A 15,202-nucleotide genomic window follows, 5' to 3' on the forward strand; every position below is an offset into this window, starting at 1 on the left:
TCGCCTGCGAATAATCGGCGCCCTCCTGGTCACTCCGCAACGACCACCCGAAGGGCACCACGCATGAGCGCCGTACATCGCCACATCCCCGCACATCGACCCCCGGGAGTCGACCGTCGAGCCCTCCTCCGGAGCGCCGCTTGGACGGTTCCCGCGGTCGCCATCGCCACCGCGGCCCCCACCGCGGCCGCCTCGAACCCTGCGGAGGTGCGCCTCGCGTTCGACAAGCCGTCCTACGCGGGCGTGTCCTGCGGCACGATCAGCGGCGCCTCCCTCGTCCTCACCGTGGGCGGCGTCCCCGCCTCCGGCCGTGAGGTGACCCTGACTCTCGCCGGGGGATACCAATTCCCGGACGGCACGACCACTCGCACCGTCATCACGGACGTGAACGGCCGTATCGCCCTCCCGGGGATCGCCATTCCCACTCTGGGAGGCTCCGGAACGATCACCGCACTCAGCTCCGGCGCGAGCACGGTCAGTGCGGGTCTGAACTCTCCCGCTGTCACCACCCGATGGGGGCTCCGAGAAGGGCGGAATTTCCCCAGTGGGAGCCCCGGAACGCCGCCGTGGACCGCCCAGCCCGTGACGGTCCGCTTCTTCATCGACGGGACGAACCTCTATCACGGCGGCGAACTGTTCGACACCAACGTCACCAAGGTCGTCGGGGGAACCTCGATGTTCGGTGTGATGCTCCCGTTCAACGAATGGGCCCAGTACCTCAAGGGAGACACCTGGTACATCGTGGACGGCACGAAGAGCTTCGACGACACCACCCTCTCGGGCACGCCGACGACGGCCACCCCGTTGACCCTCGGTTTCCTGCTCGACGGGACGACGCTCTACTTCAACGGCAGCAGCGTCGACACGAACGTCACCAGGGCCATCGGTGGGACGGCTTTCGGTGCGTCATGGGTGCAGTACCTCAAGGGGAGCACCTGGATCATCCGGGACAGCTGGGGGTCGGTGGAATCGTTCCGCGCACCGGCCACGGCCACGGCCGTCACCCGCAACTACGTCATCGACGGCACCACCCTGTACAACCGCGGCTCCGTCGCGGCCACCGGGGTCACCAAGGCGACCGGCGGCTTCTACGGCTCCATCCAGTGGATGCAGTACCTCCAGGGCGGCACCACGTGGGTCGCGACCTCCAGCGATAGTGAGTTCGTTCCCCCGGATCTCGAAGGGGCGCCGCTCACCGCCACACCCGTGTCGCTCGGCTACTTCGTCGACGGCACCACCCTGTACTGGTGCGGTTTCGCTGTCGAGAACGGTGTCACCCGGGCCATCGGAGGCGACAGCGGCATGCCGGGCTGGTGGGTGCAGTACCGGACGGGACCGCTCTGCTAGCCGGCACGAGCGTCGTCTCCCCGACCCGAGGCGTGGATACCGCCAGTTGCGTGATCAACGCTCCAACGGACACCTCCGTCACTTGGAGAGTGAAGCCGACGCTCCAACTCGAGTTACACCCACATCGCGACGCTCCAACTGAAACCCGCAGTTAGTTGTAGCGTGGACGTACCTCCGGCGCGAGGCACTCGCGAGTTCGCGAATCGAGGGCACACAGGCGTCGCTGTCCGAGGTCTTTCAAGCCGAGATCGATACGGACGCGCGAAACGACGACACGGCAGAGGTTCACCGCTATCTGCAGGCAACACACCAGGCATACACGCTGGCAGCCACGCTGCCGATCACCCAGAGACTTATCCTCCAGGTCCACGAGACGCTCTTGACCGGAGTGCGGGGCGAGGAGAAGTCACCTGGGGAGTTCCGACGCTCGCCCGTCTGGGTGGGCCGGGCCGGGGCGACGCCGACGTCCGCAACGTTCGTGCCGCCTCTGCCTCAACACCTGGGCGACCTCCTCACCGATTGGGAGCGATTCGTCAACGACGACGGTCGCGCCATGCCGGCGCTCGTCCAGGCCGGCCTCATGCACTACCAGTTCGAGACGATCCACCCGTTCCTCGACGGAAACGGTCGCATCGGGCGGCTACTCATCAACCTCCTCCTCATGGAGCGCAAGCGCCTCCCCCTGCCGCTGCTCTACCTCTCGAACTACTTCGAAACCCATCGCGACGAGTACTACGAGCGGCTCCAGGCTGTGCGCGAGAAGGCCGACATCGAGGGGTGGCTCACTTTCTTCCTCGAGGCCGTGCGCGCACAAGCAGACGACGCCGTCGATCGCTCTCGCAGACTGATCTCTATCCGGGAGCAGTACCACTCGGAGGCGATCAAGGAACGGTCGAAACTGCCGCGCCTCGTGGACATCATCGTTCGGAACCCCTTCGTCACGGTCAAGTCGGTCGAAGACGAGCTCGAGATGACCAACCAAGGAACTCGCCTGCTCATAAAGAACGCCGAGAAGCGCGGTTGGCTCCGCTCCCTTGGCACATACGGCAGGGGAGGACGCGAACGCTGGTTTGCGCCCGAGATCTTCGAGGTCATCGACATGCCCATGACTTACGAGGGCTGACGGGCGACCCTACGATCCATCCGACCGTCTTGGGGCACAATCATTGCGGTGGGACGGGAAGACCACGCCCCACCGCGCGAATCGTGCCTCAAGCCGCGACACGGCCCGCCCGAACGCGACGCCATACCCTACCCGTCCAGGCGCGGCGTCCGCGGCGGCACCGTCCGCCGCGGACGCAGCGCCTCGAACGCCGCCGCCATCGACAGCAACGCCGCGTCGTCGTACGCGCGGCCGGCGAACGTCAGCCCGGTCGGCATCCCGATGTCGGGGAGCGTCCCCAGCGGCACGGTCACCGTCGGCACGCCGCAGTGCCGAATCGCGAGGTTGCCCGTCGCGACCCACACGCCGTTGCGCCACGCGATGTCGGCCGAGGCTTCATTCACGTCGGCGTCGGACGGCGCCACGTCGGTGAGCGTCGGGAAGACGAGGGCGTCGAGGTGCTCGGCATCCATCCACTCCTCGAGGTCGCGGCGCCGGGTCTCTTCGAGTCCCCGAAGCCCCGCGGCCAGCTCGGGAATCTCGGTGAACGACGCCACCGGGTGCTCGCGGACGCGCGCGGGGTACTCCGCGATGTCGTCGTCGAAGCCCGTGTAGCGGTCGGGCAGGGCGCCCTCGGGGTGCGGGAAGATCTCGGCCCCGTCCACCGACGCCAGGCCGGGGTGGCCGTTCGCGCGGAGGAAGTCGTCCCACGCCCACACCGACAGGTCGACGATCTCGCGGTGCAGGAACTCCTCCGACACGAGCCCGCGCGTGCGGATCGTCGGCGCACCCGGGCGATCGCCCTCGTAGGTGCTCACGAGCGGGAAGTCGCAGTCGACCACGATCGCGCCCGCCGCTTCGAGGTCGGCTCGAGCGACCGCCCACAGATCGAGGAGTGACGGCCGCGGCTCGATCCGCTCGCCCGTCGGCCCACCGACCCCCGCGGTGCCGGTGCCGACGAGCGGATCGGTGCCGACGAACATGCGCGGGATGCCGATGCGCAGACCCTCCAGCGACGCTCCGGCCGCGAGTCCGGCGTACGACCCCGGCCGTACCTCCGAGGCCGCGGGCAGGGGGACCCACGGCTGCGCGCGCCAGAAGTCGCCGCGCGTCTCGGGGTCGTCGGCGACGATCACGTCGAGCACCGCGAGGAGGTCGGCCATGGAGCGGGTGTGCGGCACGACGACGTCCATCGTGGGGACGAGCGGCCAGTTGCCGCGCACCGAGATCACGCCGCGCGAGGGCGTGTACGCGCACAGGCCGTTGCACGCCGCGGGGGCGCGGCCGCTCGACCATGTCTCCTCGCCCAGGCCGAAGACGCCGAACGATGCGGCGGTCGCGGTGCCCGAGCCATTCGACGAGCCTGACGCGAACGCCGACGTGAGGTACTCGCCGTTGTACGGGCTCTCCGCCCGACCATAGAGTCCGCGCTGCATGCCGCCGTTCGCCATCGGGGGCATGTTCGTCAGCCCCAGGCAGATGGCCCCGGCTCCGCGCAGGCGCGCGATCGTGAACGCGTCGTCGCGGGCGACGAGATCGGCGAACGCGGGGCTGCCCGCCGCGACGGTCAGACCGCGCACCATGTAGCTGTCTTTTGCCGTGTACGGGATGCCATCGAGCAACCCCCGCGCCTGCCCGGCGGCGCGACGGGCGTCGGATGCCGCCGCCTCGGCGAGCGCGTCGGGGTTGCGGACCACCACGGCGTTGAGCTTCGTCGCGGTGTCGGGGCCGTCGTACGCGTCGATCCGCGCGAGGTGCGCCTCGACCAGCTCGACGGCGGTCGTGCGGCGCTCGGCGAGGGCCGTGGCGAGGTCGGCGATCGAGGCCTCGACGACGTCGATCACGCCGTCACCTCCGGCTGCTGCTGCGTGATGCAGTGGATGCCGCCGCCGCGCGCGAACAGCTCACGGGCATCGACCGTCACGACCCGGCGACCCGGGTACACCTCTTCCAGGATGCCGCGGGCCGTGGCATCCGCGTCCTCCTCGCCGAAGCCGCACGCGATCACTCCGCCGTTCACGACGAGGTGGTTCACGTAGCTCCAGTCCACGTCGCCCTCGGCGTCGCGCACGGTGGCCGGTGCGGGCAGGTCACGGATCGTGAACGGGCGGCCCGTGGCATCCGTCTGGGTTTCGAAGAAGGCCCGCAGCTCCGCCGAGACGGCGTGGTCGGGGTGCGCGGGGTTCTGCTGGTCGTGCAGCAGCACGACGCCGGGCGACGGGAGCGTCGCGACGATGTCGACGTGGCCGCTCGTCCCGAAGTCGCCGTAATCGCGGGTGAGGCCGCGGGGCAACCACACGGCGTGCGTGGCGCCGATCGCGCGGAGCATCTCGGCCTCGACGCGGGAGCGGTCGGCGTACCGGTTGCGGCGCGGGTCGAGCTGCACGGTCTCGGTGAGGAGCACGGTGCCCTCGCCGTCGACGTGGATGCCACCTCCCTCGTTCACCAGGAGCGAGGGCACGAGCTCGGCCCCGGTGGCCTCGGCGATGATCCGTGCGTGATCCGCGGCCTTCGCCCACACCGCCCAGTCGTGGTCGCCCCAGCCGTTGAAGACCCAGTCGACGGCCCCGAGGACGCCGGGCCGTTCGGGGTCGACGACGAAGGTCGGGCCGGAGTCGCGGAGCCAGAATTCGTCGACCGGGGCCTCGAGAATCTCGATGTCGCCCGAGAGCATCCGGCGAGCGCGGACCATCTCGCTCGGGTCGACCAGCATCGTCACCGGCTCGAAGTCGGCGACGGCGTGGGCGACCGCCGCCCAGGCGGCGTAACCGGCTTCGCGCTCGGCATCCGTCTCGCCCAGGGTGGGTCCCTCGCTCGGGAACGCCATCCACGTGCGGGTGTGCGAGGCGGTCTCGCTGGGCATGCGCCAGGTCATTGAGGCTCCTTCGGGGGTGAGGTGGTCATCCTGTCAGAACACCTCAGGGGTGCTCGCGGTGAAGACGGAACGGCCGGCGACGAGGGTCTCGACCACGCGGGCGGTGAGCAGGGATGCCGCGCCCGCGGTGAACGGGTCGGTGTCGAGCACGACGAGGTCGGCGGCGAAGCCCGGGGCCAGCCGCCCGCGCCACTCGGCGTCGCCGACCGAAGCCGCGGCATCCCGGGTCGCGTGCCCGATCGCGTTCTCCAACGGCAGGGCGTACTGCGGATGGATCGCCGGCACCGACGGATCGAGCGCCGAGGCGCGGGTCGCGGCGACGTACATGTTCGCGAGCGCGTCGTACGGGGCGGTCGGGGCGTCGGTCGAGAAGGCCAGCAGCGTTCCCGCCGCCTCGTACTCGGGCCACGCGAAAGCCCGTTCCACCCGCTCGTCTCCCAGCATTGCGGCCCAGTTGGCGAAGATCGCCGGGTCGGCGTGCACGGGCTGCAGGGATGCCGTCACCCCGAGCCGTGCCATCCGCTCGGCCGTGCCGGGGGCGGCGTACTCCAGGTGCTCGAGGCGGTGGCGACGGGGGATGTCGCCGTTCGCCTCGATCGCCCACTCGATCGCGGTGAGCGCGGCGTCGCTCGCGGCGTCGCCGATCGCGTGCATCGCGATCTGGAGACCCGCGGCGTCCGCGGCCGCAACGATCGGCGCGAGATCGTCGAGCGGCCAGATCGGCTCGGCGTTCGAGCCGTCGGCGTAGGGGGCGCCCATCGCGGCGGTGCACGCGTCGATGACTCCGTCGAGGATGAGCTTCACCCCCACCACCCGCAGCCACGGTGACGCGGGGCGGCGGGCCAGTTCGACCACGCGGTCGAGCTGGGCGAGGTTGCGATCGGGGTCGCCGGTGTTCTCGAGGAGCCAGTGCGCCGACACGCGCAGCGGCAGCTCTCCCCCGTGACGCTCGATCGCCCGCTCGATCGCGGCGAGCGCGTGCTCGTCGAACGCCATGTCGACCACGCCCGTCACCCCGGCGGCGGCGTACGCGGCCAGCACCCGTTCCACGGCTTCGTCGCGGTCGGCATCCGTCATCGAGGCATCGCGCTGACCCCAGGCGTACTGCACGGCCGCGGTCTCGAACAGCATGCCGTTCGGCTCGCCGTGCTCGTCGCGGCCGATGGTGCCGCCGAGCGGATCGGGGGTGTCGCGCGTGATGCCGAGTTCAGCGAGGGCTGCGGTGTTCACCCAGCAGGAGTGGTAGTCGTTGGCATCCAGGTACACCGGCACGTCGGCGACGACGGCGTCGATCATCGCGGCCGTCGGGGCTCCTCCGGGCACCGAGTCGAAGAGCCAGCCCCGACCGCGGAGCGCCGGGGCATCGGGGTCGGCGGCGCGGGCCTCGCGCAGCAGCTCCTGGATGTCGCCGAGCGTGCGCGCGTCGGTGAGAGCGACCTGGCCGAGCGATGCCCCCAGCATCAGCAGGTGGGTGTGGGCATCGGTGAAGCCGGGGAGCACGACCGCTCCGTCGAGGTCGACGGTGGCGCCTCCCCCCGCCTCGGCGGCATCTCCGATCGCGACGATGCGCTCCCCCTCGAACGCCACCGCGTGCGTCCACGGGCGGGCGGGGTCGGCGGTGAAGATCCGTCCACCGCGGTAGAGCGTGCGGGTCATGCGACCACCTCCGCCGCCTGACGCTCGAGGCGGCGCGACAGCAGACCGATGATGCCGGCGGGCACGGCGAGCACGAAGCTTGCGACCGCGAGGGCGATCGTGAAGCCCTGGTAGCCGAGGGCGGCGACGAGGTTCGCGCCGATCACGGGCGTGAGCGCCGAGCCGACGAGGTAGGTGGCCAGGAGCGGGCCCGACCAGCGTCCGTCGGCGTCGAGCGCGGCCGACGTCGAGATGAAGAAGGCGAAGACCAGCGCATAGACGGTGTTCCAGACGATGAAGACGACCACGAAGAGCGTGGGGTCGGAGATCGTGCCCTGCACGATCTTCAGGATGCCGCCCAGCACGAGCAGGACGATGAGCGGGATGCCACGACCCAGGCGGTCGCCCACGATCATGAGTCCGATCGAGGCGAGCAGGCCACCCGCGGTGGCTCCGGAGAGAGCGATGCCGAGGCCCTCGGGCGTGAGCCCGGCCTGGTCGGCACCCATGACCCCGACCATCGCCCACAGCGAGTCCTCGCTCGCGGCCCACAGCGCGAAGACGACCAGCAGCGTCATGCCCGCAATCGTGACGGTGCGCGAGGGCTTCGCCGCGGCGCGCACGGTTCCGGTGGGCGGAACCTCGAGCGGCACCGCCGCACCGGCCGCGGCCGCCGCGTGCACGGGGGCGGCGGGAGCGCCGGGCAGCCACGTCACGAGCACGAGCGCGACGAGGCTGAACACCGCCATCGACCCGAACACGTCGATCGGGGCGAGGCCGATCATCGGGACGACCGCGAGCACGACGGTGATGATGCCGCGGTTGGCCAGGCCGTAGAAGCCGGCGACCCGGTCGGGGTTGCGGAAGGCCGCGATCGCCGCGCCCGAGGCGGCGACCGCCCCACCCGCGCCGACTCCGCCGACGAGGAGACCCGGGAGGAGCAGGACGGGGACGAGGGCGGCGAGACCGAAGCCGGCGACGGCGAGCACCAGACCCGCGCGAGCGACCGTGCGGCGCGACCGCCCGGCGCACAGCGGAGCCACGGCGAGGCCGGTGAGCGCGGTGAGCAGCAGGGCACCGGTGACGAGCCAGCTGGCGGTGAGGACATCGGCGCCCAGGCCCTCCTGCACGGCGATGATCATGTACGGCGAGAGGTTGACGCCGAGGTAGCCGGCGATGCCGACGATGAACGTCGAGCTCGCGGTGGGGAGGCGCAGGGGCACGCGGGTCGAGCCGGCGGCGGCGACCGCCGCGGTGTCGCGGGTGGAGGAGGACACGGGAGACCTTTCGGGAGCACCGGCGGACCGGCGGAGCGGGGTGGGGCCCCGGTCGGAATCGTCGTCGATCGCGACCGGATGAGGCCGAGGCTACGGACCGGGTGTTTCGGTTCGCGCGCCCGTGGTGTTTCAGGGACATTAAACGTTTAAGTTGGCGCGACCGCAAGACCCCGCCGGACCGTCGGGTAGCGTCGGCAAGCGTGACCCCCCGAAAGCCGACGCTCCACGACGTGGCCGCCGCCGCGGGCGTGTCGATCGCGGCGGCCTCCTTCGCCCTGCGCGACAAGCCGGGGGTCTCGCCCGAAACGCGTGAGCGCGTGCTCGCGGTCGCGCGCGAGCTGAACTACACCGTGAACGTCCCCGCGCGCAGCCTGCGCACCGCCCGCTACGGCGCCGTCGGTCTGCATCTTCCCCCGGGGTCGACGCGGCTGCCGTACTACACCGAGTTCGCCTTCGGCGTGGTGGATGCCGCCGACCGCCTCGGGCTCTCCGTCATCCTGCTGCCCCACCGGGCCCCCGGCGACACCTCCGCGCCGACCGCGTTCGTCGACGGCTACGTCGTGGTCGATGCGACGACCGAGGATGCCGGCATCCGGGCGATCCTCGACACCGGACGCCCCGTCATCAGCGGCGAGCACCTGGTCGGCGGCGACGACCGGGTCACCGCGAGCGTCGTGTCCGATCACGCGGCGGCGATGATGCGCCTGCTCGACCACCTCTTCGACGCGGGCGCCCGCCGCATCGGAGCGGTGCTGCCCCCCGACGGCACCGCGTGGAGCCACGACATCGCACGCGCGTACGCCGACGGGATCGCCGAGCGCGGGGGCATCCCGGTCTCGCGTCGCATCGCGTTCGTCCCCGCCGCCGACGAGGTCGCCGCCGCCGTCGACGACGTGCTCGCGACCGAAGACATCGACGCGCTCGTCGTCGTGCCGAGCGGGTCGGCCGCACCCGCGCTCGACGCCGCCGCCCGCGCCGGGCGCCGCGTCGGCGACGACCTGCTCCTCGCCGCGTACGTCGACGAGCCGATGCACGCTCTGCTCACCCCGAGCGTCACGTCGTTCGACCTCGAACCCCGCGATTTCGGCGCGGCATGCGTCGCACTCCTGGCGGACGTGTGGGAGGCCAAGGGGCTCGACGACCGTGTCCGCGTCACGCACCCGCGGCTCGTCGTGCGGGCGAGTACGACGCGCGCACTCCCGGCCTAGGGTGAACACCGTGCAGGTGAGGTTCTTCGGCGGCCTCTCCGTGTCGTGGGGCACGGAGGAGGCAACGGTCCCGGGACGCGGGCAGCAGGCTCTGCTGCTGCGTCTCGCCATCGACGCCGGAACCACCGTGGGGTACCGCGCCCTCACCGACGACGTCTGGCCGTCGGATTCCCCCGATGACCCGCGTGCGGCTCTGCAATCGCTGGTGTCACGACTGCGGCGGTCGTTGCCGCCCGGCCTCGTGACCTCGACGCCCGGCGGGTACCGACTCGAGCTCTCGCGCGACGACGTCGATGTCACGCGCTTCCAAGACCTCGTCGCCACCGCCCGCCAGCACGGCGACGCGGCGCTCGCGCGCGAGGCGCTCACGGTGTGGTCCGGAGACCCGTGGATACCGCAGGAGGGCTTCGACTGGCTGATACGCGACCTGTGGGAGGACCGCGGACACGCGGAGAGGCTCGCCGCCGCGGGGGCCCCGGTCGTCCCGGCATCCGCACCGCCCGCGATTCCGGCCGCAATCGCCGAGCTCGTCGGTCGCGCGGCCGAACTCGACGCGATCCGCGACCGCCTCGCCACCGACCGGCTCGTGACCGTGATCGGACCGGGCGGCGCCGGCAAGACGACGCTGGCGCTCGAGAGCGTGCGCGGCACACCCGACGTCCTCGTCGTCGAACTCGCGCCGGCGACACCGGGCGAAGTGTGGTCTGCTCTCGCGGGTGCGGTGGGGCATAGCATCCGGCTCACCGAGGCCACGGGAGCGGTCCCGATGACCTCCCGCGAGCGTGTGCTCGACGCTGTCTCGGGGCGTGACGTGCTCGTCGTGCTCGACAACTGCGAGCACGTCATCGCCGAAGCCGCCGAGGTCGCTCTCGCGCTGCTGCGGAGCGCGCCGGGCCTGCGCATTCTCGCCACGAGTCGCGAGCCGCTGGGGGTGGTCGGCGAGGCCTTCGTCGACCTCGGCCCCCTGCCCGCCCTCGACGCCGACGAGCTGTTCGCCCGCCGCGTGCGGTCGGCCCGCGGCACCGCGCCGACGCCCGAGGAACGCGCGGTCGCCGAGAACATCGTGCAGCGGCTCGACGGTTTGCCGCTCGCCATCGAACTCGCTGCCGCGCGTGCGCGCACCCTCACGCTCGCCGAGATCGACACCGGCCTCGCCGATCGCTTCGCCCTGCTGTCGAACGGCCCCCGACTGAGCCCGAACCGGCATCGCACGCTCCGGGCGCTCATCGACGGGAGCTGGGACACCCTCACCGACGCCGAGCGGGTCGCGCTGCGCGCCGCGGCGGTGTTCCCCGACGGAATCGGCAGCGCCGACGCGGGAGCCGTCGCCGCGGTTTTCGACGTGGATGCCGAGGTGTTCGACGCCCTCGTCGACCGGTCGCTGCTCGTGCGGCGGGACGGGCGGTTCCGTCTGCTCGAAACGGTCCGCGAGTACGGGCTCGACCGCCTGCGCGCCGACGGCGCGGAGAACGAGTACTGCACACGCGCCGCCGACGTGCTGACGACCCTCGCCGCCCGCACCGAGGGCGGGATGCGCGGACCGGCGCTCCGGGCCGGCCTGGCGTGGTTCGACGCCAACGAGGAGAACCTCTCCGCGGCGCTGCGCACCCGAACCTCGGCCGGCGACCGCCCCGGGGCACGGCGACTGCTGCGGAGCCTGCTCTGGCCCTGGGCGGTGCGGGAGCGCATCGACGAACTCCGGCACGCGCTCGTCGAGGTGGCCGAGCCCGATGCCCCGCTCGATGACGAGCCGACCGTCGTCGTGGAGGCGGTCTCGCTGTTCACCGCCTCGTTCCCCGAGCGCGGGCGCGCCGCCTCGATCGACCCGGGGCGCTACGCGCAGCGACGTCTCGAGCTCGAGGAGGCCGCCCGCCGGCATCCGTCGGAGCTCACCGTGCTCATCGCACCGCTGCTGCGCCTCGCCGAATCGGTGCTGGCGGCCGGCGACGGCCAGGCCGGCCGCACGTGGCACGTCGACATCTCCGACGCAGAGGTGGGCGCCGCACCGGCGTGGTCGCGGGCCACTCTGCACGTGCTGCGCGCCGGGGCCGCCCAGAACGAGGGGGACGTGGCGACCCTGGGAGTCGAGAGCGAGCGGGCTCTGCTCCTGTCCACCGAGGTGGGCGACCCGTGGACGACCGGCATCGCGAGCCAGCTGCGGGCGGAATGGCTCGTGCTGGCGGGCCGGCTCGACGAGGCGCTGACGATCATCGACCGGGCGAAAGAGACCGTCCAGGGCCTCGCATCGGTGCCCGATCTGCTCCAGCAGCGGGCGCAGGCGGTCGGCATCCTGTTGCGTCTCGGCCGGCTCGAGGCGGCGCGGGAGCGCGCGAACGAGATCGACGCGGTCGCCGTCGCCGACGGCTCCGTGCGCGCCCTGGCGCAGGCCCGCATGACGGCGGCGCAGGTCGAGGTCGCCGCGGGGAACGGTGCCGCGGCGCTGCGCGAGGTGGACCTCATCGAGCTCGAGCCCGGATTCCCGGAGCAGATTACGGCGTGGTGCGGGGCGCAGCGCGCGCAGGCATTGCTCTTGCTCGATCGCATCGACGAGGCGCACGCGGCGCTGCGGGAGGCGCTTCCGGTCTCGGTGCAGTCCCGCGATCATCCCATCGTCGCCGCGGTGCTGGTGACCGTCGCGGGCTGGAACGCCGCCTCCGGACGCCCCGGTGTCGCCGCCGAGGCACTCGCGCGCGCCGACGCCCTCCGCGGGGGCGCCGACGACCACGATCCGTTCCGCCGCTGGGTGCAGGAACGCCTCGACGCGGGCACCGGAGAAGATCCGGCGCCCGCGCCCGGCATCCCTCTGGGAGAAGTGGATGCCGATCTGCTGGGGCGACTGCTCGACTAGGTGTTGTGCCCAGGCAGGTTGTTTGAGATCCGGCTGATGGGCGGGAGCTTGCCGATGGCGGTGTGGGGCCTGTGGTGATTGTAGAAGTGCAACCAGGCGGGCAGCGCGGCCCGGCGCGCTGACTCGGAGTTGTAGTGCTTCGAGTAGGCCCAGCCGTCTGCCAGGGTGCGGTGGAAACGCTCGATCTTGCCATTGGTCTGCGGGCGTCGTGGCCGAGTGAACTTCGGCGTGATCCCGAGGTTGTTGCAGGCGTGCCGCCAGGCGTGCGACCGGTAGGCCGATCCGTTGTCGGAGAGCACTCGCTCGATGGTCACGCCGTGGTCGGCGAACCACGAGACCGCTCGGCGCAGCACGCCGATCGCGGTGTCAGCTCGTTCGTCGTCATGGATCTCGGCGTAGGCAACGCGGGAGTGATCGTCGATGACGGTGTGCACGAACGCGTGGCCGATCAGCGGGTCTCTGTTTTTGCCCTTGCGTCGGTTCGGTTCCGTCGCCGCACGGTTCTTCATGCCTTGGGCTCGGCCGACGAATCGCCAGCCACCGCCGATGGGGATGTTGCCAAGCTTCTTCACATCGACGTGGATCAGAGACCCCGGACTCTCGTGCTCATAACGACGCGCCGGCTCGCCCGTCCGCACGTCAACGTGCGTGAGCCTGTTCAGCCTGCAACGCACCAGCACCGCATGAACAGTCGACGCGCTCAGCCCGAGCCGCCCAGCGATCTGGACCGGTCCGAGCCGCTTCCTGATCCGCAGGTGCACGATCTTCTTCACCACTGGCTGCGACGTTCGGTTCGGATGCGAGTGCGGCCGACTCGAACGATCGGTCATGCCTTCGGGACCGAGTTCGACATACCGGCGAGCCCATTTCGCCGCTGTCGGATATGACACCCGAAAGAAATGCGCGGTGGCAGCGACCGGCCAGCCGTCATCGACAATCTGCCGGGCAAGCCGAAGCCTTTGGCGCGGCGTGAGCGCCGCATTAGCGTGAGACACGAGAACCTCCTGGTTCAGAGCGGAAGCGGTAGCAGCTCCACTCTGCCGGGAGGTTCTCGTCACATCACGGCAACCAGGTCAAACAACGTCCCTGGGCACTACAACTAGGCCTTCCGCATGTACGCGCGGACGGTGAGCGGCGCGAAGACCGCCACGATCACGGCCGCGCCGACGAGCGAGAGGACGGCGTCCGCGCCGAGGGTTCCGGCGTTGACGAGGTCGCGGACCGCGGTGACCAGGTGCGACACCGGGTTGATGTCGACGAACCACTGCAACCACTCGGGCATCGTGTTCGACGGCACGAAGGCGTTCGAGAGGAAGGTCAGCGGGAAGAGGATCAGGATCGACACGCCCTGCACGCTCGACGCGCTACGGGCGATGACGCCGAAGAACGCGAAGATCCAGCTGATCGCCCACGAGCACACGATCACGAGGAGGCCCGCGAGCACCACCGCACCGAGGCCGCCCTCGGGCCGGAACCCCATGATGAACCCCATCGCGAAGGTCAGAGTCGTCGCAATCGCATAGCGAACGGTGTCGGCGAGCAGTGCGCCCGACAGCGGCGCGATGCGGGCGATCGGCAGCGACCGGAACCGGTCGAACACGCCCTTGTCCATGTCTTCGCGCAGCTGCACACCCGTAACGACCGAGGTGGTGATCACGGTCTGCACCAGGATGCCGGGGATGATGATCGGCAGGTAACTCGCCACGTCTCCGGCGATCGCGCCGCCGAAGATGTACGTGAACATCAGCGTGAAGAGGATCGGCTGCACCGTGACGTCGATGAGCTGCTCGGGCGTGCGACGGATCTTCAGCAGACCACGGCCCGCCATCGTGAGGGTGTTGCGCAACGTCAGCCCGAGCCCCGCGGTGCGGGGCAGGTCGCGGGGGATCGTGATGGCGGTCATGCGCGAACTCCTTCCAGGTCGGCGGCGCTCGCGCGCGCCGCGTCGTCGTCGGCCGGCACTCCGCTGCCGGTCAGGGTGAGGAACACCTCGTCGAGGGTCGGCTGCTGCACGCTGAATTCGTTCAGGTGCACGCCCGCGTCGCGGAAGGCCACGAGCAGGTCGGTGACCTGGTCGGGGTCGGACATGGGCACGGTGAGGCGCGCCGCCTCCGGAGACACGATGGCCGTGGCATCCAGGACCCGGCCGACCGTCGCACGGGCGACCTCGAGGTCGGAGCCCGGCTTCAGGCGCAGCACGAGCGAGGCCTGACCCACGGATGCCTTGAGCTCGAGGGCCGTCCCCTCGGCGACGACGCGTCCGCGGTCGATGACGGCGATGCGGTCGGCGAGCTGGTCGGCCTCGTCGAGGTACTGCGTCGTGAGAACGACCGTGGAGCCGGTCGCGACGAGCCGCCGGATCGTGTCCCACATCTGCCCGCGGGTGCGGGGGTCGAGGCCCGTGGTCGGCTCGTCGAGGAAGATGAGCGGCGGCTGGGCGATGAGGGATGCCGCGAGGTCGAGGCGTCGGCGCATGCCACCGGAAAACTTCGCGAGCGGCCGGGACGCGGCCTCGGTCAGGCCGAACTCCTCGAGGAGCTCGGTGGACTTGCGGCGGGCATCGGCGCGCGAAAGGCCGAGGAGCCGGCCGAAGATCATGAGGTTCTCGGTGGCCGAGAGCTTCTCGTCAACGGAGGCGAACTGCCCCGTCAGGCCGATGAGCTGGCGCACGACGTGCGCCTCGCGCACGACGTCGTGGCCGAAGATCTCGGCCCGTCCACCGTCGGGACGCAGCAGCGTCGTGAGCATGCTGATGGTGGTGGTCTTGCCGGCACCGTTGGGGCCGAGAACGCCGTAGACGGTCCCGGCTTCGACGACGAGGTCAACGCCGTCGACGGCCCTGTTCGAGCCGAACGTCTTCACGAGCCCGTCGGCTCGCACCGCGGGAACGCGGGTGGATGTGGTGGTCAT

11 protein-coding genes are annotated in these 15,202 nt (G+C 71.0%); 4 read left to right on the forward strand and 7 right to left on the reverse strand.

The window, feature by feature from the left end; genetic code table 11:
- Positions 1–63: 63 nt before the first annotated feature.
- Complete coding sequence (locus tag ACU6WY_RS13720; protein ID WP_483820197.1) at positions 64–1,347, forward strand: hypothetical protein; 1,284 nt, start codon at positions 64–66, stop codon at positions 1,345–1,347.
- Between the two features lie 202 nt (positions 1,348–1,549).
- Positions 1,550–2,470: a Fic family protein gene (locus ACU6WY_RS13725; RefSeq protein WP_483821929.1), complete on the forward strand. Its 921-nt coding sequence runs from the start codon at positions 1,550–1,552 to the stop codon at positions 2,468–2,470.
- 128 nt (positions 2,471–2,598) lie between these two features.
- Here ACU6WY_RS13725 and ACU6WY_RS13730 read toward each other — a convergent pair whose 3' ends face one another.
- The 4 genes from ACU6WY_RS13730 to ACU6WY_RS13745 are packed head-to-tail and all read right to left on the reverse strand — an operon-like array spanning position 2,599 to position 8,236.
- A complete protein-coding gene (locus ACU6WY_RS13730; RefSeq protein WP_483820198.1) occupies positions 2,599–4,293 on the reverse strand; it encodes an amidase in 1,695 nt (564 codons plus the stop codon).
- A complete protein-coding gene (locus ACU6WY_RS13735) occupies positions 4,290–5,324 on the reverse strand; it encodes an agmatine deiminase family protein (RefSeq protein WP_483820199.1) in 1,035 nt (344 codons plus the stop codon). The genes ACU6WY_RS13730 and ACU6WY_RS13735 overlap by 4 nt, the downstream gene beginning before the upstream one ends.
- 33 nt (positions 5,325–5,357) lie before the next feature.
- A complete protein-coding gene (locus tag ACU6WY_RS13740) occupies positions 5,358–6,980 on the reverse strand; it encodes an amidohydrolase (protein WP_483820200.1) in 1,623 nt (540 codons plus the stop codon).
- Complete coding sequence (locus ACU6WY_RS13745) at positions 6,977–8,236, reverse strand: MFS transporter (RefSeq protein ID WP_483820201.1); 1,260 nt, start codon at positions 8,234–8,236, stop codon at positions 6,977–6,979. The genes ACU6WY_RS13740 and ACU6WY_RS13745 overlap by 4 nt, the downstream gene beginning before the upstream one ends.
- A gap of 200 nt (positions 8,237–8,436) precedes the next feature.
- Between ACU6WY_RS13745 and ACU6WY_RS13750 the strand changes: the two genes are divergently transcribed.
- Together ACU6WY_RS13750 and ACU6WY_RS13755 are read left to right on the forward strand one after the other, a co-directional pair.
- A complete protein-coding gene (locus tag ACU6WY_RS13750; RefSeq protein WP_483820202.1) occupies positions 8,437–9,444 on the forward strand; it encodes a LacI family DNA-binding transcriptional regulator in 1,008 nt (335 codons plus the stop codon).
- Between the two features lie 10 nt (positions 9,445–9,454).
- Entirely contained in the window at positions 9,455–12,292 is a 2,838-nt protein-coding gene (locus tag ACU6WY_RS13755) for an ATP-binding protein (protein WP_483820203.1), read from the forward strand.
- Here ACU6WY_RS13755 and ACU6WY_RS13760 read toward each other — a convergent pair.
- The 3 genes from ACU6WY_RS13760 to ACU6WY_RS13770 form a co-directional block, all read right to left on the reverse strand.
- A complete protein-coding gene (locus tag ACU6WY_RS13760) occupies positions 12,289–13,287 on the reverse strand; it encodes an IS481 family transposase (RefSeq protein WP_483820204.1) in 999 nt (332 codons plus the stop codon). The two genes, ACU6WY_RS13755 and ACU6WY_RS13760, sit on opposite strands and share 4 nt — an antisense overlap.
- Before the next feature lie 104 nt (positions 13,288–13,391).
- Positions 13,392–14,195: an ABC transporter permease gene (locus ACU6WY_RS13765; protein ID WP_483820205.1), complete on the reverse strand. Its 804-nt coding sequence runs from the start codon at positions 14,193–14,195 to the stop codon at positions 13,392–13,394.
- On the reverse strand, positions 14,192–15,202 hold the full coding sequence (locus ACU6WY_RS13770; RefSeq protein WP_483820206.1) for an ATP-binding cassette domain-containing protein: 1,011 nt from the start codon (positions 15,200–15,202) through the stop codon (positions 14,192–14,194). Before ACU6WY_RS13770 ends, ACU6WY_RS13765 begins: the two co-directional genes overlap by 4 nt.

The organism is Microbacterium sp. ZW3a, assembly GCF_057167165.1.

Bases quoted from the DNA above. Each gene is read 5' to 3' on its own strand.
- ACU6WY_RS13720 (WP_483820197.1), top strand. From the start codon at position 64: ATGAGCGCCGTACATCGCCACATCCCCGCACATCGACCCCCGGGAGTC.
- ACU6WY_RS13740 (WP_483820200.1), bottom strand. From the start codon at position 6,980: ATGACCCGCACGCTCTACCGCGGTGGACGGATCTTCACCGCCGACCCC.
- ACU6WY_RS13735 (WP_483820199.1), bottom strand. From the start codon at position 5,324: ATGACCTGGCGCATGCCCAGCGAGACCGCCTCGCACACCCGCACGTGG.
- ACU6WY_RS13765 (WP_483820205.1), bottom strand. From the start codon at position 14,195: ATGACCGCCATCACGATCCCCCGCGACCTGCCCCGCACCGCGGGGCTC.
- ACU6WY_RS13770 (WP_483820206.1), bottom strand. From the start codon at position 15,202: ATGACCACCACATCCACCCGCGTTCCCGCGGTGCGAGCCGACGGGCTC.